Annotated in this window: 17 protein-coding genes and 2 tRNA genes; 7 read left to right on the top strand and 12 right to left on the bottom strand. The window is 69.8% G+C overall.

Going from position 1 to position 18237, the window contains the following annotated elements; all coding sequences use genetic code 11:
* Positions 1-9: 9 nt before the first annotated feature.
* Both VFO26_RS07130 and VFO26_RS07125 read right to left on the bottom strand, forming a co-directional pair.
* A complete protein-coding gene (locus VFO26_RS07130; RefSeq protein ID WP_325114227.1) occupies positions 10-2784 on the bottom strand; it encodes an ATP-binding protein in 2775 nt (924 codons plus the stop codon).
* 101 nt (positions 2785-2885) lie between these two features.
* Entirely contained in the window at positions 2886-3674 is a 789-nt protein-coding gene (locus VFO26_RS07125; protein WP_325114226.1) for an alpha/beta hydrolase, read from the bottom strand.
* Between the two features lie 58 nt (positions 3675-3732).
* On the opposite strand from VFO26_RS07125, the gene VFO26_RS07120 reads away from it, so the two are divergent.
* On the top strand, positions 3733-4536 hold the full coding sequence (locus tag VFO26_RS07120; RefSeq protein WP_325114225.1) for a class I SAM-dependent methyltransferase: 804 nt from the start codon (positions 3733-3735) through the stop codon (positions 4534-4536).
* A 58-nt stretch (positions 4537-4594) separates the two neighbouring features.
* On the opposite strand, the gene VFO26_RS07115 is transcribed toward VFO26_RS07120, so the two are convergent.
* The 6 genes from VFO26_RS07115 to VFO26_RS07090 form a co-directional block, all read right to left on the bottom strand.
* Positions 4595-4681: transfer RNA gene (locus tag VFO26_RS07115), tRNA-Ser, on the bottom strand.
* A 256-nt stretch (positions 4682-4937) separates the two neighbouring features.
* Positions 4938-5028: transfer RNA gene (locus VFO26_RS07110), tRNA-Ser, on the bottom strand.
* A gap of 31 nt (positions 5029-5059) precedes the next feature.
* Positions 5060-5356, bottom strand: a complete 297-nt coding sequence (locus tag VFO26_RS07105) for a co-chaperone GroES family protein (protein WP_325114224.1) — start codon at positions 5354-5356, stop codon at positions 5060-5062.
* 22 nt (positions 5357-5378) lie between these two features.
* The gene (locus VFO26_RS07100) at positions 5379-6146 is read right to left on the bottom strand and encodes an amino acid ABC transporter ATP-binding protein (protein ID WP_325114223.1); all 768 of its coding nucleotides are present in this window, start codon (positions 6144-6146) and stop codon (positions 5379-5381) included.
* Entirely contained in the window at positions 6143-6772 is a 630-nt protein-coding gene (locus tag VFO26_RS07095) for an amino acid ABC transporter permease (protein ID WP_414653062.1), read from the bottom strand. Before VFO26_RS07095 ends, VFO26_RS07100 begins: the two co-directional genes overlap by 4 nt.
* A gap of 225 nt (positions 6773-6997) precedes the next feature.
* Positions 6998-7882, bottom strand: a complete 885-nt coding sequence (locus VFO26_RS07090; RefSeq protein WP_325114222.1) for an ABC transporter substrate-binding protein — start codon at positions 7880-7882, stop codon at positions 6998-7000.
* A gap of 318 nt (positions 7883-8200) precedes the next feature.
* Here VFO26_RS07090 and ligD point away from each other — a divergent pair, with 318 nt between their 5' ends.
* Positions 8201-9208 carry a non-homologous end-joining DNA ligase gene (ligD, locus tag VFO26_RS07085; RefSeq protein ID WP_325114221.1) on the top strand — a complete coding sequence of 336 codons (1008 nt, stop codon included), beginning with the start codon at positions 8201-8203 and terminating at the stop codon, positions 9206-9208.
* A 24-nt stretch (positions 9209-9232) separates the two neighbouring features.
* On the opposite strand, the gene VFO26_RS07080 is transcribed toward ligD, so the two are convergent.
* Positions 9233-10303: an ATP-dependent DNA ligase gene (locus tag VFO26_RS07080; RefSeq protein WP_325114220.1), complete on the bottom strand. Its 1071-nt coding sequence runs from the start codon at positions 10301-10303 to the stop codon at positions 9233-9235.
* A 176-nt stretch (positions 10304-10479) separates the two neighbouring features.
* On the opposite strand from VFO26_RS07080, the gene fabF reads away from it, so the two are divergent.
* Positions 10480-11709: a beta-ketoacyl-ACP synthase II gene (fabF, locus tag VFO26_RS07075; RefSeq protein ID WP_325114219.1), complete on the top strand. Its 1230-nt coding sequence runs from the start codon at positions 10480-10482 to the stop codon at positions 11707-11709.
* An 11-nt stretch (positions 11710-11720) separates the two neighbouring features.
* Here fabF and VFO26_RS07070 read toward each other — a convergent pair whose 3' ends face one another.
* Complete coding sequence (locus VFO26_RS07070) at positions 11721-12515, bottom strand: lysyl oxidase family protein (RefSeq protein WP_325114218.1); 795 nt, start codon at positions 12513-12515, stop codon at positions 11721-11723.
* A gap of 105 nt (positions 12516-12620) precedes the next feature.
* A complete protein-coding gene (locus tag VFO26_RS07065; protein WP_325114216.1) occupies positions 12621-13088 on the bottom strand; it encodes a hypothetical protein in 468 nt (155 codons plus the stop codon).
* A gap of 208 nt (positions 13089-13296) precedes the next feature.
* On the opposite strand from VFO26_RS07065, the gene VFO26_RS07060 reads away from it, so the two are divergent.
* The 4 genes from VFO26_RS07060 to VFO26_RS07045 are packed head-to-tail and all read left to right on the top strand — an operon-like array spanning position 13297 to position 17067.
* Positions 13297-14565 (top strand): class I SAM-dependent methyltransferase, encoded by a 1269-nt coding sequence (locus tag VFO26_RS07060; RefSeq protein WP_325114215.1) that lies wholly within the window; start codon positions 13297-13299, stop codon positions 14563-14565.
* Positions 14562-15371: a hypothetical protein gene (locus tag VFO26_RS07055; RefSeq protein ID WP_325114214.1), complete on the top strand. Its 810-nt coding sequence runs from the start codon at positions 14562-14564 to the stop codon at positions 15369-15371. Before VFO26_RS07060 ends, VFO26_RS07055 begins: the two co-directional genes overlap by 4 nt.
* The gene (locus VFO26_RS07050) at positions 15371-16027 is read left to right on the top strand and encodes a PIG-L deacetylase family protein (protein ID WP_325114213.1); all 657 of its coding nucleotides are present in this window, start codon (positions 15371-15373) and stop codon (positions 16025-16027) included. The genes VFO26_RS07055 and VFO26_RS07050 overlap by 1 nt, the downstream gene beginning before the upstream one ends.
* Positions 16024-17067 (top strand): SDR family oxidoreductase, encoded by a 1044-nt coding sequence (locus VFO26_RS07045; protein ID WP_325114212.1) that lies wholly within the window; start codon positions 16024-16026, stop codon positions 17065-17067. Before VFO26_RS07050 ends, VFO26_RS07045 begins: the two co-directional genes overlap by 4 nt.
* Here VFO26_RS07045 and VFO26_RS07040 read toward each other — a convergent pair.
* Positions 17064-18158, bottom strand: coding sequence for a class I SAM-dependent methyltransferase (locus VFO26_RS07040; protein WP_325114211.1), 1095 nt, complete (start codon positions 18156-18158; stop codon positions 17064-17066). The genes VFO26_RS07045 and VFO26_RS07040 overlap by 4 nt on opposite strands.
* Between the last annotated feature and the right edge of the window lie 79 nt (positions 18159-18237).

Here is an 18237-nt window from a genome sequence, read left to right as displayed (position 1 = left end):
GCGAGACCCCTACGCCTGTGCGGGGTCGAGCGAGTCGGCGCTCGTCGTCACGACGGTGCCGTCCGTCACGAGGCGTGCCAGCTCGCTTCGCGAGCGGATGCCGAGCTTCCGGTAGATCCGGGTCAGGTGCGCCTCGACGGTGGCGACGCTCATGAAGAGCGTCTGCCCGATCTCGCGGTTCCGCATCCCCTGCGCGATCAGGGCGGCGATGCGCCGCTCGGCCGCCGTCAGCTCACCCGCGGCGCGGCCCGGAGCGGCCCGTTCGAGCTCCTCCACGGCACGTGACTCCCAGAGGGTGGCGCCCATCCGCGCGAAGCGGTCGCGCGCCGCGGCCAGCGTATCCGCCGCCGGTGCCTTGCGCCCGCTTCGCAACAGCGCGCGGCCGCACGCGAGCATCGCGCGCGCGGCGTCCGGCGCGTAGCCGAGCCTGTCGAAGCTGGTCGATGCATGCTCGAGCAGCTTCGCCGCGTCGTCGGCATGCCCGTCCGCGAGGAGGACAACTCCTCGAGCGTGCTGCGCCGCCGCTCGCGGCCAAGCGCCGGTCGCCTCGGCACGGTGGTCGAGCAGCTCGAGCAGCTCGGCGGCTACGGCCCCGTCGCCCGAGTATGCAAGGGCTTCGACGGCGTCGGGCAGCACCCTGAAGGCGCCCGGGTGGGCGAATCCCATCTCCTCGAGCAGGTCGGTCGCCGGCCGGAGGGTCGTCGCGGCGGCCTCGGTGTCGCCCTCTGACAGCGAGAGCAGCCCCAGGACGCTCGCGACGCGGGCGCCGAGCGGACGGATGCCGTACGTCACCGCCTCCTCGTGGAGGCGCGCCGCCGTCGCCCGCGCCTGGTCGGCGCGGCCGAGCCACGCCTCGACCAGGGCGAGGGGGTAGAGGAGCTCGCGCTCCGTGTAGGTGTTCTCGGCATCGAGCGCAGCCTCGATCCCCCGGCGTGCCAGCTGGTGCGCGACTGCGAGATTGCCGGCGGCGCACTCCACGAGCGTCAGGTCGTAGAGCAGCTGCGGCTGCTTCATCTCGTTGCCGGTGCGCAGCGTGTCTGCCTGCACGGCTTCGAGCAGGCGACGCGCGCCGGGCAGGTCGCCCGCCCAGAGTCGTTGCTTGGCGAGCAGCGACCGCGGTCCGACAGAGAGACGCAGGCCGCCGATCTCCTGCTCCAGTCGCACGGCCCTGTCCATCAGGTCCTGTCGCGGGGAGCCGCGCAACGCTTCGAGGTGACCGAGGTAGGCCGCGGAGTGCAGCTCGAGCCGCGCATCCGCAACCTGCTCCGCGAGGGCGAGGGCCTCTCGCGCGGCTTCGGCCGCGCCGGGCAGGTCGCCGATGCGGAGGCGCCGCAGCTGGGCGAGCCGGTGGAGGACGCGGCCGCGCAGCTGTCCGTCGCTGCCCGCTTCCTCGAGCGCACCGAGGAGCAGCGCCTCCGCAGTCGTACGGTCGTCGTCCTCGAGGTCGGCGCGCTGCATGAGCGCCTCCACCCGTGCGGGCCCCGGCGGCAGCGAAGCCATCAGCCGGTCGGCGTGAGCGAGGGCTCGGCGCACCTCCCCCGCGGCACCGAGGTGCTCTATCTCCAGGAGCGCGCGGCGTCGTGCAGCCTCCTCGTTCCCAGGCGGTGTGAGGCGGAGGCTGTGCCCGGCGAACTCCGACGCGAGGTCGTGGGCGCTGCGGGCTCCCGCGCGCCCGGCTGCGTCCTCCAGGAGCGCCGCGATCTCGGCGTCTGCCGCGTCGGTGGAGAGGGCAAGATGGCGGGCCCGGACGTCGGGGTCGGTCGCCCGCGCAGCGAGGCGGCCGTGCAGCGATCGTCGTGCGAGCGGGGTCATTCGCGCATAGACGGCCGACCCGACCAGGGGATGCTCGAACCTCACGGACAGGTCCTCCTCGATCACGAACAGGCCGTGGTCGGTCGCGAGGGCGAGCAGCGCCTCGAGGTCGGGCTCGGCCATGATCTCCCCGATCTCCCGAACGGAGCTCGTCCCCAGGGCGGACACCGCCTCCAAGAGGGGCACGACCTCCTCGGGCACCGCTTCGAGGCGTCGTTCGATCGCCGTCTGCAGCGACCGGGGCAACCCGACGTCGCCCGTGGCCCGCCTCGGGCCGGGGAGAGCGCGCGTGAGCTCGATCGCGTACAGCGGATTCCCTCCCGAGACCGCGTGGATTCGTGCAAGCGTCGGGCGTGAGACGGCCTCGACGCCGACACTCGCGAGGAGACGTCGGAGCGCCCCCAGGCTGAGCGGGCCGAGATCCAGCGCGCCGCGACGTCCGGGCGGAAGGCTGCTCTCGAGGGCGATCGGATCTGCGTGCCCGCCCGGACGGGTCGTCGCCAGCACCCCGATCGGCTCGCCGTCGATCCGTCGCAGGGCATACCGCAGCGCGCGGGCCGAGACGGAGTCGAGCCACTGGAGGTCGTCGATCGCGACGATCAACGGTCGTGCCTCGCACAGCCGACGTAGCGCCTCGAGGACGATGCGCCCGCGAACGAGCGGGTCGTGCTCGGAGCGCAGGGCATCGACGTCGACATCGGTGCTCTCGAGCAGATCGACGAGACCGACTGCGGACAGCGGCATCTCCTCCTCCGCCGGCCGGGTGAGCACGACGTGGTGACCGGCGGCGCGGCAGCGCTCTACGGTGTGGCGCCAGAGGACCGTCTTGCCGATCCCGGGCTCGCCGCGGACGACGAGCGCATGCGCACCGGTCTCCACCGCGGCCGGGAACGCGTCGAGGCGTGCAAGCTCCTGCTCGCGACCGACGAGACCCGATTCACGATCGGAGGCGGGGGCGGCGGCGTCGCCCACGCGTCGATTATGCCGCGGCGTCAGGCTGCTCGGTCATGCGCTTGCCGGCCTGGGAGCAGGCGAGCTGGAGAACGCCGTGTGGTGAGCCTGAGGCGGAGGCGCTACGCCGTTTCGAGAAAGCGCAGCACCTCGCTCGTGAAGAGCTCCGTGCCGGTGTCCATCGCGGCGTGCTGCTGGCCGGGCATGATCACGACCCGACAGTCGCCGAGCGCCGAGCGCGCAGCCTCGGCGGCCGACTTGAAGGGCGCCGCGCTCTCGCCGCCCTGGAGGAACAGGGTCGGAGCGCGCAGCTCTCGGAAGCGGGCCGGATCGAAGACGTACTCCCGATTCGCGCGCTCCTCGCGGGGGATCGTGTCGGCGGCACGCAGCCGTGCCTGCCAGGCCGGCAGTGAGCGCAGCATCTCGACCTGGTCGGCCGAAAGGCCAGCCACCTCCCGCATGAAGTATGCGATCAGCTGCTCACGCTGCCCCTGCTCGAGCAGCTCGAGGAGCCGCTCGACGACGTGAGGAGGCGACCGTAAGAAGCCGAGCGGGGGCTCGTAGAGGACGAGTCTCCCGATACGGTCGGTGAGCAGCGCTGCCTCGAGCGCGCAAATGCCTCCATAGGAGTGGCCGAGCACGTTCACCTCGTGGCCTGCCCACTCGACCACCGTCACGACGTCTTCGTACTCGCGCTCCATCGCGTAGTCGCCGGCGTCACCGCTTCGGCCCCGGCCACGGCGATCCATCGTCAGGACGGTGCAGTGCTCGCCGAGGGCGGGGAGCACGGGCGCCCACCGGCTGTGATCCGCAGCGGCGCCGTGGACGAGCAAGAGCGGCGGTCCGGTGCCCGTTCGCCAGACGGCGATCGGCGTCCCGTCCCTGGACTCGACGAACTGCGGTTCCTCCACTCCGGGCGGAAGCCTGCCACACTCCCGGCCGGTGAACTGATCACGGAGGTGTCGGTTGATGCCGAAGCCCGACGGCGGCAGCGCAGCTCGATGGGGCCCGCTGTTCGGCGCGCGAGCCGCCGCGTGGGCCGAGACGTGGGAGGGGGCCGCAGGCTGGGGAACTCCTGTCTACCGTCACGTGCTCGACCGAGCGGAGGTCGATACCGGCACACGTCTGCTCGACTGCGGATGCGGCGCGGGCCGCTTCGCACGGATGGCTGCGGAACGCGGTGCGGAGGTCGCGGGGATCGACGCGTCCGAGGAGCTGATCCGGATTGCAGCGTCGGGCCTGCCCGAGGGCGAGTTCCAGGCCGGAGACATCGAGGCGCTGCCGTGGGAGGACGACTCGTTCGACGTCGTGACGGGACTCAGCGCCTTCCAGTTCGCAGACGACAAGGTGCGGGCTCTCCGCGAGGCCCAACGAGTCTCGCGCGACTCGGTCGTGGTGGTCGTTCCCGCGCGGGCGCCTGAGTCGGGGATCGCCGCGGTCGTCAAGCCGCTGTTCCCGCACTACGCCGAGGAGGTGTTGGAGAGCATGAGGGAGAGCGGCATGTTCGCGCTCTCGGAGCCCGGCAAGCTCGACGAGGTGCTCGCTGCTGCCGAGCTGAATCCGTACGCAGACGACGAGCTCGAGTCTCCGATCGTGTTCGAGAGCGTTGACGTGGCCGAGCGTGCGTTCATGGCAGCGGGGCCGTTGCAGCCGGCGATACGCAACGCCGGAGAGGCCGCCGTCGCCGAGTCCGTCCGCGCGGCGCTCGGGCCCTTCGTCGAGGGAGCTCGGGTGGTCTTGCCGGCGTGGTACCGCGCGGCATTCACCCGCTGAGCGAGTCGATGCCGGAGCGTGGTGCGCGCGCGCCGGTGACATCCGGCCCGGACAACAGCGGAGGGGGAGGGATTTGAACCCTCGAAGAGCTTGCACCCTTAACGGTTTTCGAGACCGCCCCGTTCGACCGCTCCGGCACCCCTCCGAGCGCGTTAAGGGTAGCGCGCGCCCGCGGCACGCCGGTGGAGCGGAGAAGGAGGGATTCGAACCCTCGAGGCAGGGATTTCCCCACCTAACGCCTTAGCAGGGCGCCGCCTTCACGACGTGGGGGAACCCATGGTTCCCCCACGCGCCCCCTCCTTGGGCACAGCTCTTGGATCAAGGCATGCCTGGCCTCCCGGCCGGCAGAGTCGGCCTCCGGCCGCGAGGGCTCGTGCACAGGCAAGTCGGGTCCGGTGGAGCGGAGAAGGAGGGATTCGAACCCTCGAGGCAGGGATTTCCCCACCTAACGCCTTAGCAGGGCGCCGCCTTCAGCCACTCGGCCACTTCTCCGGGCTTCGAAGAGGATATCGACGCAGCCGGATCAGTCGTGGATGCGGGCGATCAGGTCGCTGCGCTTCACGACCTTGACCTCGATCCCGCCGAGCCGGACCTCGAACCCCGCGTCACGGGGGTAGAGCACCTTGTCGCCGGGCTCGATGCCGGTCACGTCGGTGCCGATCGCCGTCACGATCCCGGTGCGGCACGCCGCGGCCTGGGCGGCGGACGCGGGAAGGATCAGGCCCGCCCGGGTCTCCGTCTCGTCGGCCGTCGGCTGGATGACCAGGTACTCGTCGAGCGGCTCGAGGGAGACGTCCACGCGGTAGGGGTCCTGCACCACGTTCTAACGATAACCGCGGTGGCTACAGCCGTCCTGCCGCGACGATGCGCTGGAGGAACTGGCGCGTCCGCTCCTCGCGGGCGGCCCCGAAGATCTGGTCGGGCGGGCCTTCCTCGAGGATCCGTCCCTCGTGGAGGAAGCCCACCCGGTGGGCGACGTCGCGCGCGAACCCCATCTCGTGGGTGGCGATCAGCATCGTCATGCCGCCCGCGGCGAGCTCCCGGATCACGTCGAGCACCTCCGCGACCAGCTCGGGGTCGAGCGCGCTCGTGACCTCGTCGAGCAGCAGGAGGCGCGGCTGCATGGCGAGTGCGCGCACGATCGCGACGCGCTGCTGCTGGCCACCCGAGAGCCGGTCGGGATACTCGTCTCGCTTGTCGGCGAGCCCGAAGCGCGCGAGTAGCCGCTCCGCCTCCGTCTCGGCGTCGGTGCGTGAGAGCCTCCGCGCCTTTCGCGGTGCGAGGGTCACGTTCTCGAGCACCGACATGTGTGGGAAGAGGTTGAACGACTGAAAGACGATCCCGATCCCTCGCCTGACGCGATTGACGTCGACGCCGCGTGCGGTGATCTCCTCGCGGCCGACGAAGATCAGGCCGGCCTGGATCGGCTCGAGCAGGTTGACGCACCGCAGCAACGTCGACTTGCCGGACCCGGAGGCGCCGATCAGGCACATGACCTCGTGCTCTGCCAGCGTGAGGTCGACCCCGCGGAGAACCTCGAGGGCCCCGAACGCCTTGCGGACGCCCTCGATGCGAAGGGCCTCGTCCCCGCTGACCCGCTCGGCGCTCATGCGAGCCTTCCCGCCTGCTGGCGACGCCGGTCGCGAGCGACGAGCCAGTCGGTGAACCGTGCGAGCGGAATCGTGATCGCCACGAACAGCGTCGCGGCGACGAGGTAGTAGGTGCCGTTGAACGTCGCGGCCTGGTTGATCTGCGTCATGCGGAACGCCTCGACGACGCCGAGCGCCCCGACCAGCGCGGTGTCCTTCTGGAGCCCGATGAAGTCGTTCAGGAGCGGCGGGATCACGCGGCGGACGGCCTGCGGCAGCACGACGTGGCGGAGCGACTGCGACCGGGTGAGCCCCAGCGACCGCGCGGCCGCGTCCTGCGAGGGGTGCACCGACTCGATGCCCGCCCGGTACACCTCCGAGACGTACGCGGTGTAGACGAGCGAGAGCGCGACGACCGCCCAGAAGAACTGGGAGTCGGGGATCCAGTCGAGGCCGAGCGCGGGCATGCCGAAGCCGAGCATGAAGATCACGAGGATCGTCGGAATGCCGCGGAAGAGGTCGGCGTACACGATCGCCAGAGCGCGGATCGGGAAGAACACCGGTCCCGGGAGGCTCCGCAGCACCGCGAGGAGCAGGGCGGCGGGGAGGATGATCGCCTCCGCGATGCAGAAGAGCTTCACGTTCACCCAGAACGCATCGAGGATCTCCGGGAACGACTCGCGGTAGTAGCCCCAGTCGAAGAAGTAGGCCTGGAACGCGTCCCAGCCGGGCGAGCGCGTGACGAGGACGGCGATCGCCGTGACGACGACGATCGTCGAGAGGAGGGCGATCGCGACCGCCCGCGCCTCTCGCGAGCCGGGAGCGGTCGCGCCGCCGAGGATCCGGGAGCTCCGGTTCCCGTCCAGGTCGGGTTACTTGATGTCCGGCGCGCCGGCGCGGGCGAGGTACGTCGTCTGCAGCCTCTTGATCGTCCCGTTCGCCCAGAGCCGGTCGAGCGCCCTGTTGACGCATCCTCGGAGCGAGTTCCCCTTCTGGAGGACCATTCCGAAACGCTCCTTCGTGCCCCGGGTCGGCAGCTTGCCGACGATCACGCCGTCGTCCACCTGGGCAGCCGTGACGTAGAAGGCGGTCGGCAGGTCGACCACGATCCCGTCGATCTGCCCGTTCTTGAGCGCCTGCACCGCGGCGTCGTTCGTGTCGTAGACGAGCGGTCGAGACGAGGGCCTGATGTACCTCGTGATGTACGTGTAGCTCGTCGTGCCGACCTGCACACCGAGCTTGAACGGCCTGAGCGCCGCGACCGACTTCGCCCTGGCGATCGGCTGGCCCTTCCGGCCGACCACGGACTGGTTGACGAAGTAGTAGGACTTCGTGAAGTCGACGGCCCTCGCGCGCTCGGGCGTGAAGGAGACCTGCGTGAGGTAGAGGTCGAACGGCTTGTCACCCGGGCGGAAGGAGTTGTTGAACGGAACGACCGTCCACTTCACCTGGGGCTTCGTGAAGCCGAGCTGCCTCGCGACCGCGTAGGCGACCGCGGACTCGTAGCCCTTGCCGCTGTACGGATCGGAGACCTTCCACGGCTTCGTCTTCTCGGCGCCGCCGAACCACGGCGGGAACGCGGGGTTGTCGGCGCCGAACGTGAGGACGCCGTCCTCGACCAGGTTGAGCGAGCCCTTGGCGCAGCCCGGGATCGCGGCCGCGGCGGCGCCGGTCGTGGGTGCGGCCGTCGCCGTCGCGACGACGGCGAGCGCCGCGCTCGCGGCCAGGGCGAGGCTCGTGCTGAGCAGTTTCCGCATGTCGTTCGACTCCTCCGAAGGGTTTGCGTCGCGGGGCGAGGCTACCACAGCGCTTCTCGATACTTCACTTTGGATAGCGCCTTCTCACGCGAGGCGCTTCCGCTCCGCTCGGCGCGGTGTCAGACACCGATTCGTGTCAAGGCGGCCGTTCCGGACGGCGGCGGTTTTCCACATGACGGGCCGCGACGCCTGACGACGTCGGCGCTCCGCCCTGTGCAGAAACCGGTACTGATTCGACACGGTTTGCCCTTGACAGAGATCGGTGTCTGACACCGATCTCGCCCGCAGGCACGTAGGGGTGATGAGTAGGGTCACGGGATGGCCTCGCCCTTCGTCGAGCTCGAGGTCGGCGAGCGGCTCGTCAAGGTCACGAACCCCGACAAGGTGCTCTTCCCGGACGCCGGCCACACGAAGCGCGATCTCGTCGACTACTACATCTCCGTCGGAGACGGAATCGTCCGCGCGCTTCGCGAGCGGCCGACTCAGCTCCGCCGCTTCCCGGACGGGATCCAGGGCGAGCAGATCTACCAGAAGCGGGTTCCGCAGAAACGGCCGGAGTGGGTCGAGGTGGCGCGGGTCACGTTCCCCTCCGGACGCCACGCGGACGAGCTGTGCGTGACCGAGCTGGCCCAGGTCGTGTGGGGCGCGAACCTCGCGGCGATCGACTTCCACCCCTGGCCCTCGCGCCGCGCTGACGTCGACCGCCCCGACGAGCTGCGCATCGACGTCGACCCCCAGCCCGGAACGACGTTCGAGGACGGCAAGCACGTCGCCGGGATCGTGCGGGAGACGCTCGCCGAGATGGGGTACACCGGCTGGCCCAAGACGTCAGGGAACCGCGGCATCCACATCGCGGTACGGATCGAGCCGCGCTGGGAGTTCCCCGTCGTCCGCCGCTGCGCGCTCGCCTTCGCCCGCGAGGTCGAGCGCCGGGCGCCGGACATCGTGACGACCGCCTGGTGGAAGGAGGAGCGCGGCGAGAAGGTCTTCATCGACTACAACCAGAACGCCCGCGACCGCACCATCGCCTCCGCCTACTCGGTGCGGCCCCGCCCCGACGCGACCGTCTCGGCGCCCGTCACGTGGGACGAGCTCCCCGACGTCGAGACCGAGGACTTCACACTCGTCACGATGCAGGAGCGCTTCCGGAAACTGGGGGACGTCCAAGAGGGCATCGACGATGTCGTCTCCGACCTCGAGGTGCTGCTCGAGTGGGTGGAGCGCGAGGAGTCCGAGGGCGTGGGCGAGGCGCCGTACCCGCCCAACTTCCCGAAGATGCCGGGTGAGCCGCCCCGCGTGCAGCCCTCGCGGGCAAAGAAGCAGTAGCGCACGCCTCGCGGCGTCTCCGCCTCAGTCGCGCGTGGGCGACGGCCGCAGGAGCCGCTCGAGCAGCGGGTCGCCCGGAGCGAGCGGTGGACGAAGCTCCCGCCACGTGCACTGCGACGGGTCCTTGTCCGGCCGCAGCCTGAGGAGCTTCGTGCCATGCCGGAAGCGGCGGCCCTGCACCTTGTCGTAGCGCACCTCGACGACGAGCTCGGGGCGGACGGCGGCCTCCTCGAGCTCTCCGCCGCCCCACCGGTTCGGCTCTGAGAAGCGGCGCTCCGGCGCGTTGTCGAGCAGCGGGAGCACGGCGTCGGCGATCTCGTCGTGCCGCGCGGGCGCGACCGCGGAGGAGCCGACGTAATCCAGCGCCCCGTCGTCGTCGAAGAGGCCGAGGAGCAGCGTGGCGATCCTGCGCTGGCCGTCGCTCTTCCAGCGGACGCCTGCGACGACGCAGTCGGCGGTCTTCTCCGGCTTGACCTTCACGACCGCGGTTCGCTCGCCGGCGCGATACGGCTCGTCGCGGCGCTTGGCGATCACCCCATCGAGCCCGATCGCCTCGAACGACGAGAGCCATTCGAGCGCCTCGTCGCGGTCGGGCGTCGCGGGCGAGAGCGTGCACCTCGAAGCGACCCTTTCCAGCGTCGCGCGGCGGTCGGCGAGCGTCTCGGGCCAGTGCTCCTCGCCGTCCCAGAGGAGGACGTCGAAGGCGACGAAGCTCGCAGGGATCTCGGCCGACAGCTTCCGGACGCGGCTGTCGGCCGGATGCAGGCGGGTCTGCATCGCGTCGAAGTCGAGCACGCCGTCGCGCACGATCACGATCTCGCCGTCCAGGCACGAGCGGGGCGGAAGCAGCTCACCGAGCGGCTGGAGCTCGGGGAAGTAGCGGAGGAGAGGGCGCGCGTTCCGCGACCAGAGCCGCAGCTGGCCCGAGGCGTTCTCGAGCAGACCGCGAAAACCGTCCCACTTGGGCTCGTACTGCCACTCTGCCCCGTCGGGCAGGTCGCGAACGAGCTCGGCCTCCATCGGCGGGAAGGGGATCGCCGGGTCGAGATCCGCCGGCCTTTCGACGGGCTCGCTGCTCCTGCGCGCGCGGGGCACGGAGCTACCGTACCGCCCTCTTCCCGTGTGAGCCGAATCGACCTAGAGTGAGTCTCACACGACGAACGGGCACCCCATGACCCTCGCGCGCCAATCGTGCAGTGAGGTCTGAGAAGGCCGGCGCGCTGCCCGTCGTCGTGTCCATGCCTGCGTCCGCCGAGTAGGCTCTCGGCGCCATGCGGAGGGTTGCGATCACCGGTCTCGGTGCGGTCACGCCGATCGGGCTCGACGCCCCCTCGACCTGGGACGCTGCGGTCTCAGGGCGCAGCGGCGTGGGGTGGATCGAGTCGTTCGACGCGTCGGAGTACCCGGTGCGGATCGCAGCCGAGGTTCGCGGATTCGATCCGGGTGAGCTCGTTCCTCCGAAGGAGGCTCGCCGCATGGACCGCAACGTCGTGCTCGCGGTCGCGGCCGCCCAGGAGGCCTGGGACGACGCCGGGCTCGACGGCATCGACCCGGCCCGAGTCGGGATCCTCGTCGGCTCGGCAATCGGCGGGATCGCGACCATCGCCCACCAGCAGCAGGTCTTCGCCGAGCGAGGCCCCGACCGAGTCTCGCCCTTCTTCATCCCCTCCGTGCTCGTCGACACGGCGAGCGGCCAGATCGCGATCCAGCTCGGCCTCAAGGGACAGAACTTCGCGCCGGTCTCCGCGTGCGCGACCGGCTCGACCGCGATCGGCGAGGCTGCCGCCTCGATCCGTCGCGGCCAGGCGGACGTTGTCCTCGCGGGCGGCACCGAGGCGCCGATCACGCCGCTGATCCTCGCCGGCTTCTGTGCCATGCGCGGCCTCGTCGCCGAGGAGGAGGATCCCACGCGCGCGTCGCGCCCGTTCGACGCGACCCGCGCGGGGTTCGTGATGGGGGAGGGCGCGTGCATCCTCGTGCTGGAGGATCTGGAGTCGGCCCGTGCGCGAGGGGCAAAGATCTACGCCGAGGTGCTCGGCTACGGGGCCTCGAACGACGCGCATCACCTCGCCCAGCCGGAGCCGGAGGCGCTCGGCGTCGCGGCGATGATCGGCGACGCGCTCGAGGCCGCCGGCGTCTCCCCGGAGCGGGTCGGGTATGTCAACGCCCACGGGACGTCGACGCCGCTCGGCGACCTCGCGGAGACGCGCGCGCTCAAGCAGGTCTTCGGAGACCACGCCTACAGGCTCGCGATCTCGTCGACGAAGTCGGTGACGGGGCACTGCTTCGGGTCGGCGGGCGCGGTCGAGGCGATGATGTGCGCGCTCGCGCTCCGAGACGGCGTCCTGCCGCCGACGATCAACTACCGGAGCCCCGACCCGGAGTGCGACCTCGACTACGTCCCGAACGAGGCCCGCCGCGCCGAGGTCGACGTCGCCCTCTCGAACGCGATGGGCCTCGGCGGCCACAACGCGTGCGTGCTGCTCGGACGCGCCGACTGACGTTCCGCTCGTCAGCGCGCCGGCGCGTTCCGCAAGACCTCCACCTGGGGCGGGTACGTGCTCGTCTTGAGGCTGATCTCGGTCCAGGTCGTGTTGTTCGTCTCGTCCGTCTCGCGGAACCACCGGTTGGGGTCGGCGGTCGCCTCCAGGCGGTACCGGCCGTCGGGGAGGCCCGTGACGTCGAGACGTTGATCCGGGAGCGCCCACGTATACGGGTCCTGCCAGCCCGTAGAGAGGCCCATGTCGAGAGCGAGCGTCGACTTCCCGTTGCAGACGCTCTTCGGGTACGCGGGAACGCGTTGAGCGCCGTCGACGTCGAGATCGAGCGGCGTCTGGTCGAAGAAGCAGTAACCGACCTTCTCGAGCGATCGAACCCTGCGCAGGCCGGGAAGCGTATAGAGGGCGTATGCGGCGCCGATGCGAACGTGCCAGTGATCGTGACCGTGCCCTCCCCAGGTCATGTCCGCGGGTGTGGCGGTCTCGGTGGTGGAGCCGTCAGGCTCACGGAAACGCTGCGAGACGCGCCACTGGCCGCGCTCGTCACCGCGGACGGCGTTGATCATGAACGGCCCGGGGCCGCGGTTCGCGATACTCGCCGAAAAGAGGATCTGTTGAACGCCGCCTTTCTCGGTGACACCGCCGACCAGCTCGGCGAGAGGCGCCATCGTCAGGTCCGGCAGGAGCGGATCGCGAGCCGCGGGGAGAGGAGGGGGTGGGTCGTGGGGCCAGTACTCCCGGACCGCGACACCGGCAAGGACGAGCACCGGGAGCGCCGCGAGGATGACGAGAAGAAGGATGCGGCGCATCGGCTGTGCGTTCAATCGCGGGCGCCGTGATCCTGCGCGCCCCGCGCAGAACGCGAACGCCCCCGGGTTACCCGGAGGCGTTCGCTCGAGTCCTGCGGTGACGCGCTAGTTGTCGCCGCCGCCCTTCGGGTCGTAACACACCTGGATGTGGCTGATCCCATAGTCCTTGCCGTTGGCCGGATTGGTCGGCGCCGACAGGTTCGAGTCGCTGTCGTCGAACGACGTGCCCGCGGTGTAGTCGTACGTGTAGACGGCCGAGTTCGGGCCGCCCTTGACGATCACGACGGCCATGTCGTACGCATGGCTGCCGAGCGCCGTGAACGCCCAGTCGAACGTGTTCCCGTCGTACCCCGAGATCGTGAGGTACTGGTCGCTGTAGTTCGCGCCAGGGTCGATCTTCGGGCCGAGGATCGTGTTCGCCGGGCAGTAGGCGTTGCCACCCGGGTTGTCCGGGCCCTTACCGACGATCGTGACGTCGTCAGCAGTGCCGCTGTAGTTGTGCGTCGCGAACGAGACTCCAGCGACGATCAGCGCGGCCGCCACCCCACCCAGGAGTACCAGAAGCCTCACCATGTGATGTCCCCCTCTCCCATGAACGTTTTCGCGCGCACCCCGCGCGAACTCTCTTCACAGTACTCAGGGGTTGCCTTGTCGCAAGTCATCACCAGCGGTAGGACGAAGCCCGGTCTAGCGGGTCAGGTCTCGACAGGCGCCGGTTGACAGACAGAATGCAAGAGTGGCAGCCGATCCGAAAACCTCGTCGCGCCCCGATACCTCGAGCGTGCCGGGTGCGACCGCATGCCGTCACTGTGGCGCCCCGCTACGGCTGACGGTCGTCGATCTCGGCAAGTCGCCGCTCTGCCAGACGGTGCTCACCACCGAGCAACTGGAGCAGGGCGAGGTGTTCTACCCGCTCCACGTGCGCGCGTGCGAGCGCTGCTGGCTCGTGCAGATCCCCGAGTTCGTTCCCCCCGCGGACATCTTCACCGAGTACGCCTACTTCTCGGCGTACTCGGACTCGTGGGTGGAGCACGCGCGCCGCTACGTCGACGCGATCACGGAGCGGCTCGGCCTCGACGGCGACAGCCTCGTCGTCGAGCTGGCCTCGAACGATGGCTACCTCTTGCAGCACTTCCTCCCGAGGGGGATCCCCGTGCTCGGAGTGGAACCTGCGCTGAACGTCGCGGAGGCCGCGATCGCGAAAGGCGTTCCGACGATCACCGAGTTCTTCGGCGCGGAGCTCGGGCGAAGCCTCGCCGAGGAGCGCGGGCATGCGGATCTGGTGCTCGGGAACAACGTCCTCGCTCAGGTTCCCGACGTCAACGACTTCGTCGCGGGCGTCGCGGCGCTCCTCGCTCCGGGCGGGACGGCGACGTTCGAGTTCCCGCACCTCGCCAAGCTGATCGAGCACCTCGAGTACGACACGATCTACCACGAGCACTTCTCGTACTTCTCGCTCCACGCGATCAGGGCCATCTTCGGAGTGCAGGGGCTCGAGCTCGTCGACGTCGAGGAGCTGCCGAGCCACGGTGGGTCGCTGCGCGTGTACCTCCAGCACGCCGGTGCGGGCGCCGGGCCGTCCCTCGCCGTCGTCGGGCTCCTCGACCGCGAGGACGAGCTGGGAATGCGCGACCCGGAGACCTACAGACGCTTCGCCGAGGGCGTGCGAGAGTCGAAGCGTGCGCTCCTCGAGTTGCTGGTCGAGCTGCGCCGGCAGGAGAAGCAGGTGGTCGGGTACGGAGCGCCGGGGAAGGGAAACACGCTCCTCAACTACTGCGGGATCCGAACGGACTTCCTCGACTACACCGTCGATCGCAACCCGTACAAGCAGGGCAAGCACACACCCGGAACCCATATCCCGATCCACCAGCCTCAGAAGATCGCCGAGACGAAGCCGGACGTGATCGTCGTGTTGCCCTGGAACCTTGCGCGTGAGATCAGCGAGCAACTGGCCTACACGGCCGAATGGGGCGCACAGCTCGTCGTCCCGATCCCGACCGCCACCTCGTTCGCCCCAGGTTCCGTTCCCGGGGTGGGCCCGTCGCGATGAAGGTCGTGATCTTCTGCGGGGGGCTGGGCGTCCGCATGGGGGAGGAGACGCAGCGCATCCCGAAGCCGATGATCCCGATCGGCAACCGCCCCATCCTGTGGGAGATCATGCGCTACTACGCGTCGTGGGGGCACCACGAGTTCGTTCTCTGCCTTGGATACAAGGGCGACGTCATCCGTGAGTACTTCCTCAATTACAACGAGGCGCTCTTCAACGACTTCGTGCTCGAGGGCCACGGCGCGGACGCACGCATCGAGTTGCTCCAGCGTGACGTGCGCGACTGGCGCATCACGTTCGTAGACACGGGGATGCAGGCGACGATCGGCGAGCGGCTCAAGGCGGTGGAGCCGTACCTGAACGACGACGACTCGTTCCTCGCGACCTACGGCGACGGGCTCACGGACGCGCCGCTCGACGAGATGGTGGACTCGTTCCGGGCCTCGGGGCGGCTCATCCAGTTCCTCTCCGTGCACCCGCAGTTCAACGCCCACCGCGTCATCACCGACGAGCAGGGAATCGTGATGTCCGTGGAGGACATGAGCCACTCGGACGTGAGGATCAACGGAGGGTTCTTCGTGTGCCGCAGGGAGCTGCTCGACAACATCGAGCCGGGGGACGAGCTGGTCGAGGAGACGTTCGCGCGTCTGATCCCGCGCGGCGAGGTGGTCGCATTCCCGTACGAGGGCTTCTTCGGGCCGATGGACACGATCAAGGACCGGCAGCGGCTGGAAGCGCTTCACGAGTCCGGTCGCGCCCCGTGGCGGCAGGTCGGGCTGCACGTGGTACGCGAGCAGACCATCGGGTGATGCGTTCCCTTGCCCTCCTCGGCGGCGAGACGCCGCTCCGGCGCGTGCTCGCGATCGGATGCCACGCCGACGACGTGGAGATCGGCTGCGGCGCGACGCTCCTCGCCCTGACGCGCGAGCGTCCTGGCCTCGACGTGACCTGGGTGGTGCTCGCCGCAGCGGGTGACCGGGAGGCCGAGGCACGTGCGAGCGCCGAGAGCTTCCTCGCCGGCGCCGCGCACACCGAGATCGTCCTCCACGGGTTTCGGGACGGGTTCATGCCCTATCGGGGCGAGGCGGTCAAGGAGGCGTTCGAGGAGCTGAAGCGTGTCGAGCCCGACCTCGTGCTGACGCACACGCGCGCGGACCTCCATCAGGACCACCGGCTCGCGTGCGAGCTGACGTGGAACACCTTTCGCGATCATCTCGTGCTCGAGTACGAGATCCCCAAGGTCGACGGAGACCTCGGCACGCCGAACCTCTTCGTCCCCGTGAGTGCGGAGCTCGCGCGAGAGAAGGTCGAGCGGCTCCTCTCGTCGTTCGCCACCCAGCGGGACAAGCACTGGTTCGACGCCGAGGTGTTCCTCGGTCTGATGAGAATCCGGGGCATGGAGTGCCGTTCGCCGAGTGGATACGCCGAAGCATTCGTCGCCCGTAAGGTCCCGGTGTCGTTGTGAAGATCCTCGTCACCGGCCATCACGGGTACATCGGCTCCGTGCTCGCGCCTCTCGTTGCGGAGTCCGGCCACGAGGTCACCGGTCTCGACGCGTACTTCTATCGGGGATGCGACCTCGGGTCACCGGTCGACTGGGCTCCCGCCGTCGAGCGCGACGTGCGCGACGTCAGCGTCGCCGAGCTCACCGGGTTCGACGCCGTCATCCACCTGGCGGCGCTCTCCAACGACCCGATCGGCGACCTCAATCCCGACTGGACCTACGACATCAACCTCGACGGTTCGGTCGACCTCGCCCGACGGGCCAAGGAGGCGGGCGTGGGCACATTCGTGTTCGCGTCGTCGTGCTCGATGTACGGGGCAGCCTCGGGCGACGAGCTCGTCTCGGAGGAGGCGCCGCTTCGGCCTCTCACCGCATACGCAGAGTCGAAGGTGCGCGCCGAGGAGGCGCTGTTCGAGCTTGCGGACTCCGGCTTCGCGCCGGTGTCGATGCGGAACGCGACCGCCTACGGAGCCTCCCCGCGTCTGCGGCTGGACATCGTGCTCAACAACCTCGTCGGCTGGGCCCACACGACGGGTGCCATCAACCTTCAGAGCGACGGGACGGCATGGCGTCCGTTGGTGCACATTCGCGACATCTCTGCGGCGGCGATCGCGTTGCTCGAAGCGCCGGCCGAGGCGATACGCGGCGAGGCTTTCAACATCGGCTCGGCCGAGCAGAACTACCGGATCCGCGATCTCGCCGAGGTCGTTCGGGAAGTGATGCCGGAGTGCGAAGTGACATATGCGGAGGGCGCGGGCACCGACCCGAGAAGCTACCGGGTCGACTTCGGGAAGCTCGAGCGTGCGTTCCCCGAACTGGTCCTCGAATGGACTGCCCATCGCGGCGCCGTCGAGCTCGTCGACGCGTACCGCCGCGCAGGACTGACGCGGGAGGAGTTCGACGGATACCGCTTCGTCCGCCTGAGGCAGCTGAGGCGGCTGCTGGACTCCGGCGAGCTGAACGACGAGTTGCGCCGATCATCGCAGGCTGCCTCGCGCTAGTCGAGGAGCGCTTCCAGCGCCGTGACGTTCGCCGTGACCCCCGCCTGCGCGAGGGAGGCTCCGATCTCCTCCACGTAGACGGGGTTCATCACGACCACGTGTCGAGGAGCGAGTGCCGGCACATCCTGCGGGCCGTGAATCCGACGGGTCGTCCCGGGCAGGTAGAGGCCGCGCTTGGCCGGGTTACCGTCGACGACGCCCGCAACAGCCTCGCCGACGTCCGTCACCGTGAGCAGTGCCAGAGCTTTCCCGCCCGCCTGCCACAAGACGACTCGGCCGTCGCGGGCAAGATCGCGAAGTGCGCGAGCGGACTGGTCGATCCGCCTGGAGCTCGTGTCGGCGAACGCGATTGCGGCCTGGACGGCCGGGGCTGCCTGCTCGAATGCCCGGCGGGGCTCGGGTGCGAGGCGGGCCTCGACGACGAGGTACTGGTCGTCGAACTCGATCCTCGTCCACTCGGGCTCGAGACCGGCGAGCCGGAACGCCGACTCGACCGTGGCCGCGGTGAAGTACGAGCAGTGCTCGTAGTACACGTCCCAGAAGGCGCCCTCCCGGAGGATGCGCCCGGCGTCGGGTAGCTCGAACAGGAGCGGTGCCTCGGCGTGACGCTCCGCCCACGCCCGCATCGCCCCGAGGAACGCGCCCACCTCGGGGATGTGCTCCAGGGTGTGACGGCAGACGAGAGCGCCGCCCGGAAGGCCGGCGTGGGCGGAGGTGAACCTCTCGGCCAGCAACGTCACGGCCCCGTCGCTCCCCGGCGTGCAGGCGGGGTCGATGCCGATCCCGGTGCTGCCGGTCAGTTCGCACATCGTCCGGAGGAAGCCGGCCTCAGGCCCGGAGCCGACCTCGAGGATCGCGGCGCCGCGCAGCGAGTACCGATCGACCCACTCCTGGGCGAGCGCATCGGTGAACGCGCGGCTCCTCGGTGAGCAGCCCTGTGTCTCGACGCAGCGCGGCGAGTACTCCACGAGCGCTTCGTCGTGATCGGCGTTGAAGATCAGCCCGCAGGTCTGGCAGACCACGAGCCGGAACGATCCCCGAGGGATTGCGAGCGACTCCTCGAGGGTCGCGGGGAAGAGCGCCGCGTTCACGGGAATCGACGGCCAGTGAAGGATGGGTGCGAGCGAATCACCGCCGCACGACGGGCACGACGTCCGCGTCGGAAGCACG

The organism is Gaiella sp., assembly GCF_035710885.1.
Taxonomy (GTDB): domain Bacteria; phylum Actinomycetota; class Thermoleophilia; order Gaiellales; family Gaiellaceae; genus Gaiella.
Note: the sequence above shows the minus strand (reverse complement) of the source record. Positions and strands in the feature narration are given on the sequence as shown.